This window comes from Sphingorhabdus sp. YGSMI21, from assembly GCF_002776575.1.
Lineage (GTDB): Bacteria > Pseudomonadota > Alphaproteobacteria > Sphingomonadales > Sphingomonadaceae > Parasphingorhabdus.
In genome coordinates this window covers 2,607,246-2,626,394 of record NZ_CP022548.1, presented here as the reverse complement: position 1 = coordinate 2,626,394, position 19,149 = coordinate 2,607,246, and the positions used below count along the sequence as shown (strand labels likewise).

Sequence of the window (19,149 nt, the reverse complement as noted above, 5' to 3'; positions counted from 1 at the left end):
GTTCATCCTTCTTCGGGTGGGATCAAAAGGTATGCAACCCAGGTTGATCTGGCATGATTTTTCTGTTGCAGGATTTCGCTATCGCTTTCACCTTGCATGACGCCATTTTGGCTCATTCACAGGCGCGATGTTATCAGGCGGCCCAGTCGAGTACGGTCTTGCGCAGCGCCTCGATCGCCAGTGGTTTTGCGAGATGGGCCTGCATTCCCGCTGCGATACATTGTTCGATATCCTGCTCGAACGCATTGGCGGTCAGCGCGATGATCGGAAGCGTTTTCGCATCAATCCCCTGCTCGCGAACCATTCTTGTCGCCTTGATCCCGTCCACATAGGGCATCTGCAAATCCATCAGGGCAAGATCATATTGATTTTCCGAAAATTCGGCTTTTCTGATCATGGCAACCGCTTCTGCGCCATCGACGGCCAGCTCATATTGATAGCCAAGCCTGGTCAGCATTTCCCCGATCAGCACCTGGTTAACATCGTGGTCCTCCGCCACCAGAATGCGCAGCGCGTTTGCGCCATTTTTGTCCGGGCACTCCGGTTGGTTTGGGAATGTAATAAGATTCTTGGTCCCGCCCTGCTCCAGCCGGTCAACCGGTATTTGAACAGTGAATTTCGAACCGCGACCGACATAGCTTTCCAGAAGAATTGCACCGCCCATGAGCTCGATCAGCTGCTTGCTGATTGTCAGACCCAGGCCGCTGCCACCATGCTTTCTGGCGGTGGAATCATCCTCCTGGATGAACGGTTCAAAAATTGCTTCCTGTCGATCCGGTGCAATACCCACGCCGGTATCGGCCACCGCGATAGACAGTTCCGGCTTGTCTGCCTCGCTGAACGAAGCCGAAATTGTAATATATCCGGTTTCCGTGAATTTGATGGCATTGGCGAGAAGATTCATCACGATCTGCCGCAAACGGAAACCGTCCACCTGAATCCATTGCGGTACATTCTTGTCCACCTCCACGAGGATAGTCAGATGCTTTTCCTCCGCATTGGGGGAAAAAATCTTGACGCAACTGTTCAGCAAGTGCCGAATGTCGAACGGTTCGGGCGAAATTGTCATCGCTCCGGAATCGACCTTCGAAATATCCAGAATATCGTTGAGCAACGTCATCATCGCCGAACCGGAATCGGCGATCAGCCCGACATATTTCTTTTGCGTCTCGTTCAGTGTTCCATCATCCAACAATTGCGTAAAACCGATCACACCGTTCATCGGGGTACGGATTTCATGACTCATATTGGCCAGAAATTTGGACTTTGCGCCAGTCGCAGCCTTGGCAACCTCGAGCGCGCTGACGATCTCTCTCTCCTTGTCGACGAGTATCTGTGTCTTGTTCTTGACCTCCTGTCGCACATAGGCTTCGCGGCGGGCATAGAACATCACCAGAGTGGCGAAGGCGAGAACAAGAGCCAGCCCGCCGATGAGAACGAACTTGGGCTCCTGCGTTCCGACATTGGCCTCGAACTCCGGTGTGCTGTCCCAGGAAACAGTCCATTCCTGCCCCATCATCGGCAAGACTTTGGTGACCGAATAGCGCGCTTTACGAGATTTCTCAGCGTCTGATTTACTCTCGAAAATCAGCTCTGAATCATTCGTGGATTTGCCATCATAAACGGTGATCCGGAAATTCGTGCCCTGACTTGCAGTGAGCCCCTTCATGAACCGGGAAGCGATGAACGGAGCGTAGACCCAGCCGCGGAAGGCGGCGCGGCGCTGCGATACGGAATTCAGCGGACGCCCGGACTCATAAATGGGCCGAAGCAACAGGAACCCTGCACTTTTCTCTTTGTCCTGTACCAGAAATATGCGCTTCGTGATGGTCGCCTTGCCACTGTCCCTTGCCTGATAGGCCGCAGAGCGACGGTTTGCCTCGAAGCCGATATCCAGGCCCACGGCTTCCTTGTTGAACGACATGGGCTCGATATAGGTTATTGGCAATATCTCGGACCATTGCGTCCGCGGATAGACCTCCAAATCGGTGACCCCGCGGGAAGAAAGATCGGCCAGAAAGGCGCTTTCCCTGGAGCGCAAGACCTGTTCGATATAGCCAATCCCGTTGATACCGGGCAGTGTTTCCTCGATCTTGAGAATATCGACGAAAGTCTTCCAGTCGCTTATCGCGACGCGATCGGATGAAGCGAACAGGGCTGCACCGCTATCCAGCGCTTGCCGATAAGATTCTATCCTGTGGGTAAGTGCCAGTTCACTGTCTTTGGACAAGGTTTCAAAGGCGGCAAAATTACGTTCATATGTGGTTGTCTTGGTCAGATTCCACGCAAAGATAGTCACCCCCAGCAACACGATCGTACCAAACAGCAATGTGGCGCCGGTGGTGACGTTCATGGGAAAAATTTCATTTTCTCGCAACTTGCGAGCAAATCGTTTCAACGCCACGTTCATAAATGTTGCCCAACTTGTTGCAGGGATTCCTGCGGACCCAGCAGGGATGATATTCGATCGGCCAGATCCTGAGGCAGAAACGGTTTTGCCATATAATCTGCGGCGCCGGCCCGAAAGGCTTCGGCCATGGCGTTTTTACCTGTCTGGCTGGTCAGAACCAGAACCGGGATGGCAGAGGTTCTTGCCTGCCTTTTGAGAACCGGCAAGACTTCCGGTCCCCTTAGTCCGGGCATACGGTTATCCAGAATGATAAGATCGGGTAGAGCCCGAAGTGCGGCGGACAGGACGCTATAGCCATTGTCAACCACAACAACCTTGTGACCGCAAGACTCGAGCTTGTGATAAACCAGATCGCCCAGAAGGGCGTCATCATCTGCAAACAGGATAGTGGCCAATTTCAGTTCCTTTGTCTTTGCCTTTCCCGCCCAACCCGGTGCGGAAAATTGAAACAGATAGATTTAAATCAAATCGATCCTGATCACGTCTCGATGTAATTACGGACCGAACGGCCGAGAATTAACCATTCTGGGTCGAACTATTAGGTGAGCAACGCCAATATCCGGCAGAATAGCTGGCGATTTTGCCTGTCCAGTTCTGACAATTCGGACCAGAAAATCAGTGTCCTTCCGCTGGATCGGTAGGCAGGGAGATAGCGGTGGAGAGCTGTTCGTCGGCCGTTGGCGGCAGGCCCGCTGGCGAGCAACGCGAATATCGATACTTAATCGAAGCCCAGAATCACCGTCTTTCATCATGGCCCAAATACAATCCTGACCGACATCGGAGCCTGATTGGCACAGGCCCGAAAAAAAAGGACAAAGCATGAAGCATGATCAGGACATAGGCAGGGCGGTCGTAGACGCGCCCCTGGCTCGGAAATCTGCAGCTGACAAATCCCTGTCCGCAGAGGCCCGGCTGCTGTTGGTCGAAGATCATGATGTGAACCAAATTCTCATTCAGGCGATGACCAAGCGACTGGGCTATAAAACCGAACTGGCTTCGGATGGAACCGAGGCCGTTGCCCAAATTAGCCAGTCGGTAGCCGAAGACAATCCGTTTGATCTCGTGCTGATGGATATCCAGATGCCCTTCATGGACGGATATGAGGCCACCCGCATAATCCGGACCAGCGGAATATCGGCAGAACAGCTGCCGATTATCGCAGTCACGGCAAACGCATTTGGCGATGATATTCGAAACTGCCTGGAGGCAGGGATGCAGGCGCATATATCAAAACCCGTCGATATTTCCGATCTCAAGACCGTTCTGCAACACTGGCTCAAGCCCCGGCAGCGGGAACCACAAAAATCCCCCGCAACTGAACTGACCAGCGATATTTCCGATGATCTGTTCGAGCGCTACCGGTTGCGCAGGGAGGCAGCGATCGACAGCGTGATCCGCTTCGTAAAACAAGGCACTTTCTCCGATGCCGAAACTCGTCAAATTCGCGAGCAATTACACAAGCTTGCCGGGACCGCTGCCATGTTCGGCGAACAGGAACTGGGCAATCATGCAAAGCTGATCGAAGATGGGCTGAAACAGTGGGAAATGGCGGAACGACCCCATAAGATGCGCAGCGCACTGGAAAATCTGCTCGAAGCGGCGTGAGACTTTCATCGCGGCCCCGATTGAGCCCCATCGCCAGCGCAACAGATCAGCCTCATCAAAGCCTATGGGTGCATAGCCCGCGGCAACGGCGCAGATTTCGCTGATGCAACAGTTCAGCCATAAGGCCGAAAATCCTGCCCGGTCAGGCGTTCAGTGCGTCGAACACCGCTTCCGCCCATTCCTTTTTGCAGATCAGAAGATCGGGCATATAGGTGTCTTTCTGATTGTAGACCAGCGGCGAGCCGTCAATCCGCGAGCAGTGGAGACCATAAGCCGAAGCGACCGCTGCCGGCGCGCAACTATCCCATTCATATTGCCCGCCCGAATGGAGATAGATTTCCGCTTCCCCCTGCACCACAGCCATGGCTTTTGCGCCCGCAGAACCCATTGGCAATAATTCACCGCCCAATCGCTCTGCTACTGCAACCGCTTCTGCTGCCGGCCGCGTACGGCTGACGACAAGCCGGGGCGGGCCGTCATGAGCGCGCAGGTCACCGACTTTGTCGCTGCGCAGGACAGTGCCACCATCCTGCCCCGGCAGCGCGACGGCCCCGACCGAGGCCACCCCGTCTATCGCCAGTGCGACATGCACGGCCCAGTCCGAGCGCGCTTCGCCATATTCCCGCGTGCCATCGACCGGATCGATGATCCAGACACGGGATTTGTCGAGCCGTTCATCGGTATCCTTGCTTTCTTCCGACAGCAGTCCGTCTTCCGGCCGTTGCTGACGCAAGGCATGGACAAGAAACTCGTTGGCGGTCTGGTCTCCGGCTTTGCCGAGAGCTTTGCCCTCGAACATTCCACTTTCCCGAACTTCGAGCAGAATTCGTCCGGCAACATGAGCAAGATGGGCGGCAAGATCGGCATCGGTCATAATTCTACTCATTTCAGCGGCATGATCTGGCGAACGATATATTCGGCAGCTTCTGTGGGAGTCATTTCTACGGTATTCACCCGAATTTCCGCGTTTTCAGGAGATTCATACGGGCTATCGATACCGGTGAAATTCTTGAGCTTGCCACTTCGGGCTTTCTTGTAGAGCCCCTTGACGTCGCGCTGTTCGGCAACCTCGAGCGGTGTGTCGACAAATATCTCGATAAACTCTCCATCGGACAGCATTTCACGCACCATTTGCCGTTCCGCGCGAAACGGGCTGATAAAGGCTGTCAGCACGATCAATCCGGCATCGGTCATCAATTTGGCGACTTCTCCCACGCGCCGGATATTCTCGATCCGGTCCGCTTCGGTAAAGCCGAGATCCTTGTTCAATCCGTGCCGCACATTGTCCCCGTCGAGAAGGAATGTATGGCGATTCATCAAATTGAGACTTTTCTCGACCTCGTTGGCAATCGTCGATTTGCCGGAGCCGGAAAGACCGGTGAACCACAGGACCCGCGGGGTCTGGTTCTTCAGCGCCGCATGTTCTTCCCGCGTAATCGTGGTGGGTTGCCAGTGGACATTATCGGCACGTCGCAGGCTGAAATGCAGCATCCCGGCGGCAACGGTCGCATTGGTAATTTTGTCGACCAGAATGAACCCGCCAAGTTGCCGGCTGTCGGCATAAGCCTCGAACACGATCGGTTTGTCGGTATGGATTTCGGTCACGCCGATGCCGTTCAGTTCCAGCGTCTTGGCTGCGAGATGCTCCATCGTGTTGATGTTGATCTCATATTTGGGCTCCTGGACCGACGCGCTGACCGTCTGCGTCGCCAGCTTGAGCCAGTAGCCGCGACCGGGCTTCAACGCTTCGTCGCTCATCCACACGATCGTGGATTCAAACTGGTCCGAAACTTCCGGCGGATCCCCTGCCGCCGCGATTACATCGCCACGCGAACAGTCCACTTCGTCTTCCAGCGTGATCGTGACCGACTGGCCAGCGACCGCTTCGTCGAGTTCGCCATCCAGAGTCACGATGCTCTTCACCCGGCTGTTCTTGCCCGACGGCACAACGCGCACAGGATCACCCGGCTTCACAGTGCCCCCGGAAACAAGCCCGGAGAAACCGCGGAAGTCAAGATTGGGACGGTTGACCCACTGGACCGGCATCCGGAACGGCTTTTCCTGCGCAACCGTGGCCGTGATCTCGATATTTTCGAGATGGGCGATAAGCGCGGGACCCTCGTACCAAGGCGTATGGGCCGACGGCGCTTCGGTGATATTGTCACCCTTGAAGCCGGAAATCGGGATCGCCGTGAAGCTTTCGATGCCGATTTCAGCAGCAAATTCGCGATAATCCTCGACGATTGAATCGAATATGTCCTGACTGAAGTCGACAAGGTCCATCTTGTTCACCGCCAGAATCAGATTCTTGATCCCAAGCAGATGGGCCAAATAGGAATGGCGCCGCGTCTGAACCAAGATCCCTTTGCGGGCATCCACCAGTATGACGGCAGCATCCGCAGTCGATGCACCCGTCACCATGTTTCGCGTATATTGTTCGTGGCCCGGCGTATCGGCGACAATGAACTTGCGCTTTTCGGTCGAGAAGAAACGATAGGCAACATCGATGGTGATACCCTGTTCGCGCTCGGCGGCGAGACCGTCGACCAGCAGGGCAAAATCAATCTCCTGCCCCTGGGTGCCGGACTTCTTGCTGTCGGCTTCCAGCGCAGTCAGCTGGTCTTCAAAGATCATCTTGCTGTCGTACAGCAAACGGCCGATCAGCGTGCTCTTGCCGTCGTCGACGCTGCCGCAGGTGATGAAACGCAGCAGTTCCTTGTTCTGGTGCTGCGCGAGATAGGCGTCGATATCCTCGGCGATCAGCGCATCGGTTTTGTAAATCGGATCATTTCCGGTCTGTTCGGTCATCAGAAATAGCCCTCCTGCTTCTTCTTCTCCATGCCGGCACCGCCTTCATCCTTGTCGATGATCCGCCCCTGGCGTTCGCTGGTAGTTGTCAGCAGCATTTCCTGAATGACTTCGGACAGCGTCGATGCCGAACTCTCGACGGCACCGGTCAACGGGAAACAGCCCAGGGTGCGAAAACGGACCGAACGGGTGGTGATTTCGGGCTTCCTGCCCATGACCTTCTCGAGCCGATCGAGATCATCGGCCATGAACAGTCCACCCTCGTGGATATAGGTTGGCCGCGGCGCGGCAAAATAAAGCGGTACGATTTCGATATTTTCGGCCATGATATATTGCCAGATGTCGAGTTCGGTCCAGTTGCTGATCGGAAATACACGAATGCTTTCCCCTTTGGCCTTCCTGGCATTGTAGAGATTCCACAATTCCGGCCGCTGGTTTTTGGGGTCCCAGCCATGGCTCGCAGTCCGGAACGAGAAAATTCTTTCTTTCGCACGACTTTTTTCCTCGTCGCGACGCGCCCCCCCGAAGGCCACGTCAAATCCGTGCAGGTCGAGGGCCTGTTTCAGCCCTTCGGTCTTCCACATATCGGTGTGCAGCGGGCCATGGTCGAACGGATTGATTCCCCGTTCCTGAGCTTCGGCATTGTGATGCACGATCAACTCCATCCCGGCATCCTGCGCCGCCTTTTCACGCAGCGCGTACATGTCCTTGAATTTCCATGTCGTATCGACATGGAGCAGGGGAAACGGCGGTGGCGAAGGGTAAAATGCCTTTTTGGCCAGATGCAGCAGGACCGCGCTGTCCTTGCCGACGCTGTACATCATCACCGGCTTCTGCGCATCGGCCATCACTTCTCGCATGATGTGAATGGCTTCAGCCTCAAGTCGCTCCAAATGGGTTAAGATACGGGTCACTTGTCATTCCATCCTTGATCGTTCCCGGACACAATAGCCGCTTTCGACTGGCATGTAGTTCCCAAATGGGATATACACGGGAAATGGCCGTAATCTACAGCGAAGAACATGACTTGGTCGCCGCGTTGCATCGCGGCACCCTAGGGGCGCCCCCGTGGGAGGAATTTCTGGAGCAGTTGCGTCGCAGAACCGCCGCCGATTATGCAAGGCTGCTGTTTCAGGGCGATCATGACTGGTTGCAATCGGTCCGGATTCCCGCTGTCGACGACGACCTGGCAGATATCAACGAAATCTACCGGCAGGAATTCGGCAATTCACAAGCGCTCCCGCACAAGGCCATGCGGCCAAACCGGGTCTATTCGCTGGATGAATTCATAGACTCGAGCGACCCCCTGCAAAACCGCTTCAAGACGCTGTTCATGCAGGATCCCGATATCCGTTTTGCCCGCAACATGCGTGTGACTGAACCCAATGGCGGACAGATCTGGATTTCGCTCGGGCGCAAGAAGAGCGATTTTTCGGCGAGTGACGGCGCGCTGCTGGGATCGCTTGCCAATCATCTGGCGATTGCCGCCGGCACCCATGCCGAACTGGAAAGACAACGGCTGAAAGCGGGGATTTCTGCCGATGCGATCATGCGATTGAATTTCGGCTGGTTCATGCTTGATGGGTCCGGCCGGATCATTGACATGAGCGAACAGGCAGAAGCCCTGGTGCAGGAAGCGCAAACCCTGCGCAAATCGCCGGACGGACGTCTCGTGGCCGAGCAGGCCGACGCGCAGGGTGTATTGCGCAAATTTCTGAAATTGCGACAGGCCGGTGAAAGCGTTGTCCGCTCGGTCCATCTCTCTGACGAGCCATGGCTGGACATGCTGCTCACCAACCCGCCGGCCGATCTGCCCGGTGCGCTCCAGCCGGTTGCCATTGCCTTCGTTCACGGCGAGCGAACCAGCAGCGCCGAGCGCAGCCAGCATCTCGCCAATCTTTTCGGCCTGACCCTGCAGGAAGCCCGCCTGGCCCTGCATATCAGTCATGGCGTGACAATCCGGGAAGCAGCAACCCTGCTGGGCCTTACCCACGAGACCACGCGACTCTATTCAAAACGGATTTACGCCAAAACCGGAACCCGCGGACAGGCCGATCTTGTGCGGCTCATTCTGGCGAGCATCGTTGCACTGGCCTGACGCAGTGGCGGGACTGATAGCCGGAGGGCCACGCAGAATGATGAGCACGCCCGGGAGCAGAGCTGTCGAATATCGTTCCGACTTTCGGGCTTCTCTACATAGCGCCTGAACCCTGATTGAGGTCCGGCTTTCGCCGGCAGAATATTTCTTGCGTAGCTATGCTCTCGCCGCTCGGCTCCTCAAATGGGATAATGCCCGGGCTGGGTCTCCATAGTGATCCAGCGCAATTGGGTGAAGCTGTCGATACCGGCCTTGCCGCCAAAGCGGCCATAGCCGGACGCGCCGACGCCGCCGAAGGGCATCTGCGCCTCGTCGTGCACGGTCGGACCATTTACATGGCAGATCCCCGACCGGATCTGACGGGCAACGCCCAACCCCCGGGCGGTATCGCGCGTGAACACCGCTGCGCTCAGTCCATATTCGCTGTCATTGGCGATGCGGATGGCATCAGCTTCGTCCTCTGCGCGGATCAGAGCGACCACTGGACCGAAGCTTTCCTCACGGTAAATATCCATATTGTCGGTGACATCGCCTAGGACGGTAGCAGGCATCACCACGCTTTCGCCCCTGCCGCCCGACAGCAGCTTTGCGCCCTTCCCTATCGCATCATCAATCAGGCCATTGACATGATCCACCGTCTTCTGGTCCACGACCGCACCAAGTGGTGTATTGCCATCGCGCGGGTCGCCTGCTGCCATGCTAGCGGCCTTTGCCGCGAATTTCCCGGCAAATTGATCGGCGATGGCATCGACCATGATGATACGCTCGGTCGACATGCAAATCTGCCCCTGGTTCATGAATGCGCCAAAGGCGGCAGCCTTCACCGCTTCATCGAGATCAGCATCCTCCAGCACAATCAACGGAGCCTTGCCGCCCAGCTCCAGCAGACAGGGCTTGAGATGTTCGGCAGCGCGCCTGGCGATGATTTTGCCTACGCTGGTCGATCCGGTAAAATTGATGTGCCTGACTTGCGGCGCGTCGATCAGCGCGCCAACGACTGACGCCGCATCTTCGGGCGCATTGGTCACCACATTGACAACGCCGTCGGGAAAGCCTGCCGCTGCAAATGACTCGATAATCAGCTCATGTGTCCGCGGACTGGCTTCGGATGCTTTCAATATGACGCTGTTCCCGCAGCCCAGCGGTACGGCAATCGCGCGCACGCCGAGAATGATCGGTGCATTCCAGGGGGCGATGCCCAGGACGACCCCCAAAGGCTCCCGCAAGGCCATCGACATGCAGCCGGGTTTGTCGGATGGAATGATTTCTCCGCCGATCTGCGTGGTTATCGCCGCCGCTTCCCGGACTATCCCGACGGCCAGTCCGAGGTTGAACATCGCCCAGCCAGCTGTGGCTCCTATTTCAGATTGCATCGCTGCGACAAATTCATCCCGTCGTGCCTCAAGCGCGTCCGCCGCTTTCATAAGAATCGTCCGCCGCGCATTCGGCCCCATCGCCGCCCATTCCGGAAAAGCTGCAGCGGCCGTCTCTGCAATTGCAGGCACGTCGGAAGCCTGCATAGCGACCGCAGTCGAGGCTGTTTCACCCGTCAGGGGATTTTTTCGCTCAAAATGCATAGATTCTCTCCTATTGCTATGGATCATAACAATCACCATTGCTATATTCAATAGCATTTTATAGCGATTGGATGATCGATATTTTCAGCAGTCACCTCGCCGCCGCTGCGCGCCAGCCATTTGCTGCCTGCGGATCAATCGATCGGCTCATCCGCGGCCATTTGGCACCAGGATCAAGCGACGGTTAGGCGCTCGCTTCACGATATCCATCCTGTGATGATTGCGGGCTCTTTTGGGCAAGCACCCGGGTTGACTGTTGGATTGGCGACGCGTCGAACGCCGCTTCGGGACTTCCCGCCTTACAATTCACGTGGCAATTGCCGGTCCTGTACCATGACGATGGGAAACGCGCTGATATCGGGTCGAAATGTCCCGGAAACCGGACTAATTCATTGTCCCATCAAGCAGGTCCATCACGCATCGAACATCCAGGCATCGGCAATCCGGCTCTTGTCCCTGCTTCACACCTTGTCTGCTAGGCGGATTTGCGAGGCCGCCCCCGCCGCCGAGGTCCGCGCTCTTCGACTACATCCGCATTGAGATTGCCCACAGCGGCAGACTGGCTGAGAATGATCCTGACATCCTCCGACGTATCCTGAATATGTTTGGCGATGAGCGCCGTGGCCTGCTCTGCATCCCGGCTCAAAGTCGCGTTCATAAGAGCTTTATGCTCGTCCATGGCACGGTGAATCATTTTTTCCCGGTTCGACATGGCCAGCGCCTGATAGCGCAGAGCCTGCGACTGCAGCGCCGATCGGAAGAATAATAGCCAGGGAGAACCGCAACTCGCCACCAAGGCTTCGTGGAACCGGACATGCTTGTCACCATAGGCCGACCATTCTTCCGGTGGAGCTTCAGGATCTGGGACCGTGACCTTGCTCAAAAGGTGATAGGAAGTCACCACTTCCGCTTCCCAGTCATCGTCACCATTGCGGATCGATGCCGCTAGCGCCCGTGTTTCGAATTCCACCCTCCAGGCCGTGACATCTTCCAGATCTTCCACGGACACGGGAGCCACCCGGAAACCGCGCCCGGCATCGATACGCACCATTCCGTCAGAAACGAGGTGCGACAGCGCTTCCCGCAGCGTGCCGACACCTACGCCATAAGATTTGCGCAATGCATCAAAGCGAAGTTTCTGATTGGGTTTCAGATGGCAGGAAATGATGTCGAGACGCAACTGGCGATAAACATCAAAACTCGCTGCATCCTCGGTTGTGATATCCTGAGGTGCCGAAGTCATCCCATTTCCATTAATATTCAACATTCGCAGACTTTCCATTTCAAACTATCGACATAAACGGCTCCGGCGTCCGACAAAGATGCGTCCCTCATCTCAGATCATTGCCCTGCCTTATACCTATACGTTTATACGAAGCTTGGCAAATTTTCGAAAATTATCGAAGGGCAGCGCAGGCGCACCGGGAACCCCTCTCAACACTGTTGCCGGGGCCAATGACATATCGATCACGGCGCCCTTCACAATATAAACTATTTCCCGCGTCCTCGCGCGTTAGAAAATCTGCAGATCTTTACCAGCGACGACCTTCCCGTCGAACACCTCGCTAACTTCCCGAAGGAAACGCTCGACATCCTCGGTACCGGCTCCAGCCGACGCAAAATGGGTCAGGATCACTGTTTTCACGCCTGATGCTTGAGCGAGCTCACCTACATCTCTCGCTGTGAGATGCTTGGCCCGCATTTGCGCTTCGATCACAGGGAATTGTGCGGCCGGGATATCTGTTCGCTGCCGGAATGCGGACATGACTCCATCGACATCCATGATTTCCGCAACCAGAATATCAGCGCCGGAGGCCATTCGCTGCAGAGATTGTGAAGGTCCCGTATCGCCCGTAAAAACTATTGAACGGTCGGCGCTGTCGAACCGGTAGCTGTAAGATCGCAATGCTCCAAACCCGATGTCGACCCCGGACAAATGATCGAAATGCGAGTTTTCAACGGCTCGCACACGGATTTTCTCATCGGAAAATAGTTCGAATGCTTCCGGGCCGCCGTGCTTGATATCCTCCCCGTGAACCAGCATGTCCATCGAACCCATGTTCGGAACTTCGCGGGAATGGACCGATCCCGGCACCGACAGATACCGCATAGCAGCATCCACAAACTTGCTCGTCCCGGGCGGCCCGAAGACTGTCAATTGGCTGGTGACGCTACCTGTCCAGCGGAAGGCTGCCAGCGGACCGACGCCGGCACTATGATCGAGGTGCATATGGGTTAGGAAAAGCTGCTCGACATCACCGGGCTCGAAACCCGCCTTGCGCAGCTGGGTTACGCAGCCCTCCCCGCAATCGACCAGATAGGGCTTGCCCTCGACGACAAGCAGATTGGCCGGCTGCGAGCGATCGGATCGCAAGCGAGGCCCCCCTGCTGTACCCAACAAGACAAGTCTGTCTGATTCCCCTGTAGCAGAATTCGAGGCTGGCATATCCGGCCCGGAAAAAGCCATCAGCGCAAAGAGCCCGAAGGCCTGGCTGCAGGCAGCCACACAAGACCTGACCCCTCCCATCTAGCGCACCATAGCCATCGGATTACAAGCGACAAGACGGGCATGGCCATTTGCGGCAACCGATCGGCCAGTCCAAGCCCCCTTGCTGTTGTCATGCCCGGCCACGGGCTCGCGGGCCTCGGCCCGTTGTCCATGCCGTTCCGCGAGTGCCGGTAATTTCATTCTATTCTCCTCGTGCTTGCAGGCTTTTGGTTCAGCCCTTCAAGAACTCGATTGACGCTGCATTTACCTGATCGGCAGTCTCCCATTGCGGCCAGTGGGACGCGCCGAAAACTTCGCACCATTCAACGTCCGGAATGAGACTCCTATATTGGTGAGCCATGACCAGAAATTCGTCCTCGCTATCCGGACAGGCGATGATCATCGTCGGACGACTGATACTTTTCAGTTCCTCGTCCGTCAGGACATTCTCTTCCCAGAGCGGGGGCATGATACCGGCAAAGACATTCTCCATTGTACGCACCATATTGGGCTGCGAATAGACCCGCATCCGCAAGGTCAGCAGGTCAAGCATGCGCTGCTCCGGATCCGCGATCAGCTGCGAAAACACCTTGTCCATTTTCTCGAGTGACGGGTTCTCGACCGACTTGGCCCGCTGCGCCAGAAATTGCATCCCGTTCTGGCGTTCTTCTTCGGTCTCGTTGAGCCGCAGACGCCCCCAGGCCGACATGACGATCAGCTTTTCCACAAGACCGGGATTGCGAACTGTGAACTTGGTCGAAATCCAGCCGCCAATCGACAGGCCGAAGAGGTGGATCTTGGTCAGGCCCAGAGCCTTGACGAAACCTTCCAGCTGCTCGACATAGCCGGATACCGCATAAGGCTCGTCGGGCTTGTCCGAATAGCCATGGCCCTTCAGGTCGAATGCGTAAGTGTTGAAGCTTTTTGAAAATTCCGCAAAATTGGCGATGAAATTTTCCCAGGTACCGCCCATGCCGTGGACCATGACGACGACGGGAGCATCCTTCGGACCTGCGTTGACATAACGGGTTTTTGTGCCGGCCGCGTCGACATATCCGTGCGTGAACGCCAGCCTGTCGAGGAAGGCCCAGATACTGCGCAAGTCGCGCTCTGCATTACTCATCTTCATTCTCCTTGATAGTCCTGATCAATCTTTGTCTGCATTGGCCGACTCTGGCTTTGACTCACCTTTCCAGGCCTTTGGATCGACCTGCATCTTCCTCGCCGTCTCGACGATCGATTTGGTATATGGCTTGCGCACCGCTTCATAAGCCTTGAGCGCTGATGGCTGATGCCAAGTTCGGCGAAGGCCTCGGCAATCGCGCCTGCATCATGGATCGACTGGCAGGCGCCCTGCACCGGTTAAATCAACCAATTCGTCGGCCACCCGCAGGCCGAGAGATATGCCGCCTTTATGCCGAAATTGCGCCAGTTGCATGAATCCCCCTCAATCCTCCCGGACTCGCCCGACGCACGCATCGCGTCGATCTACCTCGCTCGGTTCAAAACTAGATGGAAGCGATCCAACATGGCCGCTGCCCGTCAACTTGATAATACACATCGATTTCGGAAATTAAACAATTATATTCTCGATTTTCTATATTTTCGAAAATATGGCTGGTGCGCGCCGGCTGCTGGACAACCGGTTCAGATCACTATTGTCCGCCCGTCCCCTGAGAGGGCGTAGAGCGCTTCTAGCTCATTGAATCTATGCTCGATCACGGCCCGTTGGTTGATGCTGCCCTTGTCGGTTATTTCCCCATGATCCAGCTGAGGCGGAAGCGAAAGCAGGCGGACGGCTCGCACAGACTGCGAGGCGCCCGGATTGGCCCGGTTGTAGGCCGTCAGTTTGCGGCGGATCTCGCCGGTCACCACTGCGGAGTTGCTCAATAGTTCCAGATCGCTGCCCGCACTGCCATCCAGTGCTTTTGCAGCTTCCACGTTGAGCCAGGCAAGAATACGCACATCTGCGCGATTTTCTCCACAGACCACGACATCCTTGACCAGCGGCGCCAGACTGTCGACCAGTTTGGAGCGGACCTCCCCTACCCGTACAAATGTTCCGTTCAGAAGCTTGAATTCCTCGTTCAGGCGACCGGCAAAAATCAGTCCCGATAGCGGATCTTCCGGGTTGGCGAAGTGGACGCAGTCGCCGGTTCTGTAGAAACCATCCGCATCGAATATTTCGGCATTGAGGTCCGGGCGGTTGCAATAGCCCTTCGTGACAGCCTTGCCGGCTACTCTCACATCATAACGCTGCCCGTCGAGAGGAACGAGTTTCATGGCAAAGCCGGGATGGGGAAGTCCCAGCGTGCCTGTTTCGTCTGTCGGCCAGTAGACGAAGCCGCCCCCAGGTCCGGTTTCTGTCGTGCCATAGCCGCACACGATCGCGATCCGGTGGCCGGTATATTTGACCGCCAGAGACTCGAAGCGCTGGACAATATCGGCCGGAAGAGCGGCCCCGCCATAACCCAGAGACGTCATTTTATCGAGGATCCGCCTGGCAAGTTGCTCATCCGCTTCCATGGCTTCGACCAGCATTGAAATCGCCGATGGCACATTCATGAAAAAGTCCGGTTGTACATCTGCCAGATTGCGTAATGTCTGGTCGAAAAGGCCCGGAACCGGTTTGCCTTCGTCAATATAAAAGGTGCCGCCGTCGATGATTGACAGGCTTAGAGTGGTCCCGCCGAAGACATGGCTCCAAGGCGCCCAGTCGAGCCGCACCGTCTCGCCGACAGCCAGCCGTCCCATCGTGGTCAGGTTCGATTCCGCAGCCGTCACGAGCCCGCCGTGGGTCAGCGGAACCCCCTTTGGGGCGCCGGTCGATCCGGAAGTGAACATGATCTTGGCGATCGAATCGGGATCGATTGCCGCAAAAGCGTCCGGCACCTTGCCACTCGGCTCGATCGCCGCCAGGGCGCAGAAATCAAGCTGCCCCGCCTGAACATTCTGTACGGCAATCACCGGAAGATGCCCAAGACCAACCCGTTCAATCGCCTCACTAAACCGGGCGCCGTCCTGGACAAAGACAATGGACGGCTCGACCACCTCGGCAACATGCCGCAGACGTCCGAAATCCTCACTCATCAAAGAATAGGCTTCTGATACCGGAACCGTGACCAGCCCGGCCTGTAGCGCCGCCATCATCATGACCGCGTGCTCAATGGAATTGCCACTCAATATAGCTAGCGATGCACCACTCTCCAATCCGAGCAACAACAGCGCTTCGGTCAGACCATCAATCTGCTGTTTTGCATCGGCGAAGGATAATGTGCGCCAGCCCTTCCCGTCCCCGGTTCGTTGGGCCAGCCAGGCACGATCCGGCCGCTCTTCAGCATGTTTCAGCAGATAGGCGGCCAAATGGGCCTCGCGCAACAGTAGCGGAACCAGAGACTGCATGATGATGGAACCGTCGGGTCGGCGCTCGACATCAATATCTAGCTTGGCAAATGGAACATCCCGAAATGGTGCTTGAACATATTCTGGCGCTGGCATCCGACGCATCCCTCCGACTTCACAAATTGACTGACTCGCGGCCTGATGGCCCCAAGGCTGGCGAACACCTGGCTGCCACCGACAGGTGCCGAGCCGCGGGAGCCGAGTCAAATATTTATTCGAACATTTTCTATTTTTCAATTTTTATCAATATTATCGGCAATCTTCAGCATTAGGTCATTACAGATCGTGCAGCGCCGAAGAGTATGCCCCCTTGAATCTCCAAGCCGCGGTTTTGGCGATGCGAAAGAAGCCGGTCCGGGGATTCCCGGACCTTCGATGATCTTTGATGTCCCGGGAAGATTGGGGCAAAGACAAAAAGGCGCCGGCCGAGAGAGCTGCCAGCGCCTTTTACAGGTCGAAGTCGCCGAGGGGCTCTATCTAGAAATCCAGCCCCAGTTCGATGCCAACCTGCCTCGGTGCCCCCCAGGTACCGAAGCGGGTACCGGTTGCCGACGACTGTGACAGCGCCTGAATATAATCTGTTCCGGTCAGATTGCGGCCAAAGAGACGGGCCGAGAAACGCTCGTCTGCACTTCGCCATGTAATGGAGCCATCAAGCAGGGCATAGCCTTCCTGCGAATCCGCCAGATTATCGAATTCCCGATAATAGATACGCGACTTGTAGGACAGATCGGCGCGAAAGGTTAGTGATCCGCCCGCAATAACGGGCTCGGTCTCATAGGACGCCCCAATATTTGCCGAAAAATCAGGCGCATTGGAAAGCGGATTGCCATCCGTGTCCTGAAGTCCTGCAGCGGGGTCCAGAAGATCAAGGTTCAGGAAGCCGGCACCATAGCGGGCGTTCATCAGCGCCGCATTGGCGGTGATGGAAAAAGGCCCTGTTGTATAGGCAAGCTCGGCCTCAGCCCCGTAAATCCTGGCTTTCGGCGCGTTGTCGAGCGCAAAAGTGAGACCCACAAGCTGCTCGACCTGCAAGTCCTTATAATCATAATAGAAAGCCGCAAGATTGAGCGTCATTGCTCCAAACTGGTTCTTTGATCCTATTTCATATGCTGTCAGCTTCTCGGAACCATAAGAAGCACCGCAACCGCCGCGGTAGTTGAAACCGCCGATCTTGAACCCCTGAGAATAGGTCGCGTAAAGGTTGCTGTCATCAGTCACATTATACTGCAGCCCTAACCGTGGCGTGGTCGACTTGAAAGTCATGCTGGACTCACCCGTCGGATTGGTCGGACTGGGACAAGCCGCAGGGGGAATCTGCACCGGCCCGCCGGGGGTCTGTACGAAAATGCCGTTGACCTCCGATATCCGCTGCGAATCATTGGAATGGCGAATGCCGCCGAGAATTCTCAGATTATTGGTGACCTCCACCGTTATGTCAGCGAAAATTGCCTTGGTTTTTGTCACATAGGGGTTCCCGGAAAAACTCAGGCTGGTGCCTGGCGGCAAGCCGGCCGGGTTGCCCAATTGCCACAAGCCTAGCGGGAACTGGAAATCGAGTTTGTTGGAAAACTTGTCATGCATATAGAAACCGCCAAGCACCGCGTTGACCGGGCCGGAATTAACTGTGAAGTTTAGTTCCTGCGTGAAGGTTTTTGCTTTCTGCTGATCCTGACGCGGGGACAGGGACAGGTCTAGCGCATCGAAATCTGCTTCGAACTGGTCTTCATAATGCTGATAAGCGGTGATCGACTTGATGCCAAAATCACCCGAGCTCCAGTCCAGCACGCCCGTCACACCCTTATAGGATCGATCCTGGCTAACAGGATCATTCTGCGCCGTGGTGCGCGGTTCCAGCGGTATATTCGCAGTAGCCAGCAGCGGGTTTTGCGCGATTGCTTCCGGGATTGGCAGGTCAAGATTGGTAAAATAGATGAATTCACCTTTCCGCTTCGCATAGGTGCCTGTGACGCTTAAAGTAAGATCGGGAGTGATATCCGCATCGAGGCGCGCGCGGGCAAACCAGCTGTGCCCCTTGTCGATATCACCGCTCCCGTTGGGATTGATATTCTTTACAAAGCCATCCTCACGTCCCCAATGCTTCCCGGTAACGCGAAAACGAATATCCTCGCTAACGGGGAGATCAATCGCACCCTCAATCCGATATTCGTCAAAAGTGGCGTAACTTGCACGAACATAGCCACCGATTTCATCGCCAGGTGCTGTCGTCATGAAATTGACGACACCGCCGTTTGCGTTTCGGCCGTAAAGCGTACCCTGAGGACCACGAAGCACCTCCACCTGGGCAATGTCGACTTGCGCGATATCGGCCATTTGAGGCCGAGGCTGGTAAACCCCGTCAACATGCACCGCGACACCCGGTGAGCTCCCGACCACCGTGAGGCCGACGCCGCGAATCGCAAGCGCTGTGTCACCGCGCATCGTCCCGCCACTGAGGTTGGGAACCACCGAAACAAGATCGGAGGGGTCCGTGAAGCCACGATCTTGTAGCGTCTCTGCTGTTACGGCGGTTACCGCCGACGGTACGTCCTGAACATTCTGCGCACGTTTCTGTGCGGTCACGACAATGATTTTGTCGCTCGCATTTTCGGCAACGTCTTCGCGTTGGGCCAGCGCCTGATTCGACGCGGTGGCCATGACCATCAAAGCGCAACCGTGAAATAGCGATAATTTCATTTTTTCTCTCCCAATCCCTCAGCTTTCACCTCGCCGTCGCAACGCTGCGGGCAAATGCCGAATC

The 19,149-nt window shown here is 56.1% G+C and carries 14 protein-coding genes; 2 read left to right on the top strand and 12 right to left on the bottom strand.

Annotated features, from left to right (window positions below; all coding sequences use genetic code 11):
• Positions 1–133: 133 nt before the first annotated feature.
• Both CHN51_RS12700 and CHN51_RS12695 read right to left on the bottom strand, forming a co-directional pair.
• Complete coding sequence (locus tag CHN51_RS12700; RefSeq protein ID WP_164089179.1) at positions 134–2,353, bottom strand: CHASE domain-containing protein; 2,220 nt, start codon at positions 2,351–2,353, stop codon at positions 134–136.
• A gap of 53 nt (positions 2,354–2,406) precedes the next feature.
• Complete coding sequence (locus CHN51_RS12695; RefSeq protein WP_164089178.1) at positions 2,407–2,805, bottom strand: response regulator transcription factor; 399 nt, start codon at positions 2,803–2,805, stop codon at positions 2,407–2,409.
• Positions 2,806–3,229: 424 nt separating this feature from the next.
• On the opposite strand from CHN51_RS12695, the gene CHN51_RS12690 reads away from it, so the two are divergent.
• Entirely contained in the window at positions 3,230–4,015 is a 786-nt protein-coding gene (locus CHN51_RS12690; protein WP_100094347.1) for a response regulator, read from the top strand.
• A 142-nt stretch (positions 4,016–4,157) separates the two neighbouring features.
• On the opposite strand, the gene CHN51_RS12685 is transcribed toward CHN51_RS12690, so the two are convergent.
• Genes CHN51_RS12685 through cysD form a run of 3 tightly spaced genes read right to left on the bottom strand, consistent with a single transcriptional unit; the run spans position 4,158 to position 7,737 of the window.
• Positions 4,158–4,889, bottom strand: coding sequence for a 3'(2'),5'-bisphosphate nucleotidase CysQ (locus CHN51_RS12685; protein ID WP_100094346.1), 732 nt, complete (start codon positions 4,887–4,889; stop codon positions 4,158–4,160).
• Between the two features lie 8 nt (positions 4,890–4,897).
• On the bottom strand, positions 4,898–6,823 hold the full coding sequence (cysN, locus tag CHN51_RS12680; RefSeq protein WP_100094345.1) for a sulfate adenylyltransferase subunit CysN: 1,926 nt from the start codon (positions 6,821–6,823) through the stop codon (positions 4,898–4,900).
• Complete coding sequence (gene cysD / locus CHN51_RS12675; RefSeq protein WP_100094344.1) at positions 6,823–7,737, bottom strand: sulfate adenylyltransferase subunit CysD; 915 nt, start codon at positions 7,735–7,737, stop codon at positions 6,823–6,825. Before cysD ends, cysN begins: the two co-directional genes overlap by 1 nt.
• Positions 7,738–7,802: 65 nt before the next feature.
• Here cysD and CHN51_RS12670 point away from each other — a divergent pair, with 65 nt between their 5' ends.
• Positions 7,803–8,921 carry a hypothetical protein gene (locus CHN51_RS12670; protein ID WP_123906315.1) on the top strand — a complete coding sequence of 373 codons (1,119 nt, stop codon included), beginning with the start codon at positions 7,803–7,805 and terminating at the stop codon, positions 8,919–8,921.
• A gap of 179 nt (positions 8,922–9,100) precedes the next feature.
• Here CHN51_RS12670 and CHN51_RS12665 read toward each other — a convergent pair whose 3' ends face one another.
• From CHN51_RS12665 to CHN51_RS12640, 7 genes are all read right to left on the bottom strand, one after another.
• Positions 9,101–10,498 (bottom strand): aldehyde dehydrogenase, encoded by a 1,398-nt coding sequence (locus tag CHN51_RS12665; protein WP_100094342.1) that lies wholly within the window; start codon positions 10,496–10,498, stop codon positions 9,101–9,103.
• A 475-nt stretch (positions 10,499–10,973) separates the two neighbouring features.
• Positions 10,974–11,741: an FCD domain-containing protein gene (locus CHN51_RS12660; RefSeq protein WP_164089176.1), complete on the bottom strand. Its 768-nt coding sequence runs from the start codon at positions 11,739–11,741 to the stop codon at positions 10,974–10,976.
• A 270-nt stretch (positions 11,742–12,011) separates the two neighbouring features.
• Positions 12,012–12,872 (bottom strand): MBL fold metallo-hydrolase, encoded by an 861-nt coding sequence (locus tag CHN51_RS12655; RefSeq protein ID WP_164089175.1) that lies wholly within the window; start codon positions 12,870–12,872, stop codon positions 12,012–12,014.
• 153 nt (positions 12,873–13,025) lie between these two features.
• Positions 13,026–13,187: a hypothetical protein gene (locus CHN51_RS19795; protein WP_164089173.1), complete on the bottom strand. Its 162-nt coding sequence runs from the start codon at positions 13,185–13,187 to the stop codon at positions 13,026–13,028.
• Between the two features lie 31 nt (positions 13,188–13,218).
• Positions 13,219–14,109: an alpha/beta hydrolase gene (locus CHN51_RS12650; RefSeq protein ID WP_164089171.1), complete on the bottom strand. Its 891-nt coding sequence runs from the start codon at positions 14,107–14,109 to the stop codon at positions 13,219–13,221.
• A gap of 524 nt (positions 14,110–14,633) precedes the next feature.
• Entirely contained in the window at positions 14,634–16,484 is a 1,851-nt protein-coding gene (locus tag CHN51_RS12645) for an AMP-binding protein (protein ID WP_164089169.1), read from the bottom strand.
• Between the two features lie 381 nt (positions 16,485–16,865).
• A complete protein-coding gene (locus tag CHN51_RS12640) occupies positions 16,866–19,085 on the bottom strand; it encodes a TonB-dependent receptor (RefSeq protein ID WP_100094337.1) in 2,220 nt (739 codons plus the stop codon).
• Positions 19,086–19,149: the final 64 nt, after the last annotated feature.

Coding starts and splice junctions, on each gene's coding strand:
- CHN51_RS12700 (WP_164089179.1), bottom strand. CDS start 2,353: ATGAACGTCACCACCGGCGCCACATTGCTGTTTGGTACGATCGTGTTG.
- CHN51_RS12690 (WP_100094347.1), top strand. CDS start 3,230: ATGAAGCATGATCAGGACATAGGCAGGGCGGTCGTAGACGCGCCCCTG.
- CHN51_RS12685 (WP_100094346.1), bottom strand. CDS start 4,889: ATGACCGATGCCGATCTTGCCGCCCATCTTGCTCATGTTGCCGGACGA.
- cysN (WP_100094345.1), bottom strand. CDS start 6,823: ATGACCGAACAGACCGGAAATGATCCGATTTACAAAACCGATGCGCTG.
- CHN51_RS12670 (WP_123906315.1), top strand. CDS start 7,803: ATGGGATATACACGGGAAATGGCCGTAATCTACAGCGAAGAACATGAC.
- CHN51_RS12665 (WP_100094342.1), bottom strand. CDS start 10,498: ATGCATTTTGAGCGAAAAAATCCCCTGACGGGTGAAACAGCCTCGACT.
- CHN51_RS12660 (WP_164089176.1), bottom strand. CDS start 11,741: ATGACTTCGGCACCTCAGGATATCACAACCGAGGATGCAGCGAGTTTT.
- CHN51_RS19795 (WP_164089173.1), bottom strand. CDS start 13,187: ATGAAATTACCGGCACTCGCGGAACGGCATGGACAACGGGCCGAGGCC.
- CHN51_RS12650 (WP_164089171.1), bottom strand. CDS start 14,109: ATGAGTAATGCAGAGCGCGACTTGCGCAGTATCTGGGCCTTCCTCGAC.
- CHN51_RS12645 (WP_164089169.1), bottom strand. CDS start 16,484: ATGCCAGCGCCAGAATATGTTCAAGCACCATTTCGGGATGTTCCATTT.
- CHN51_RS12640 (WP_100094337.1), bottom strand. CDS start 19,085: ATGAAATTATCGCTATTTCACGGTTGCGCTTTGATGGTCATGGCCACC.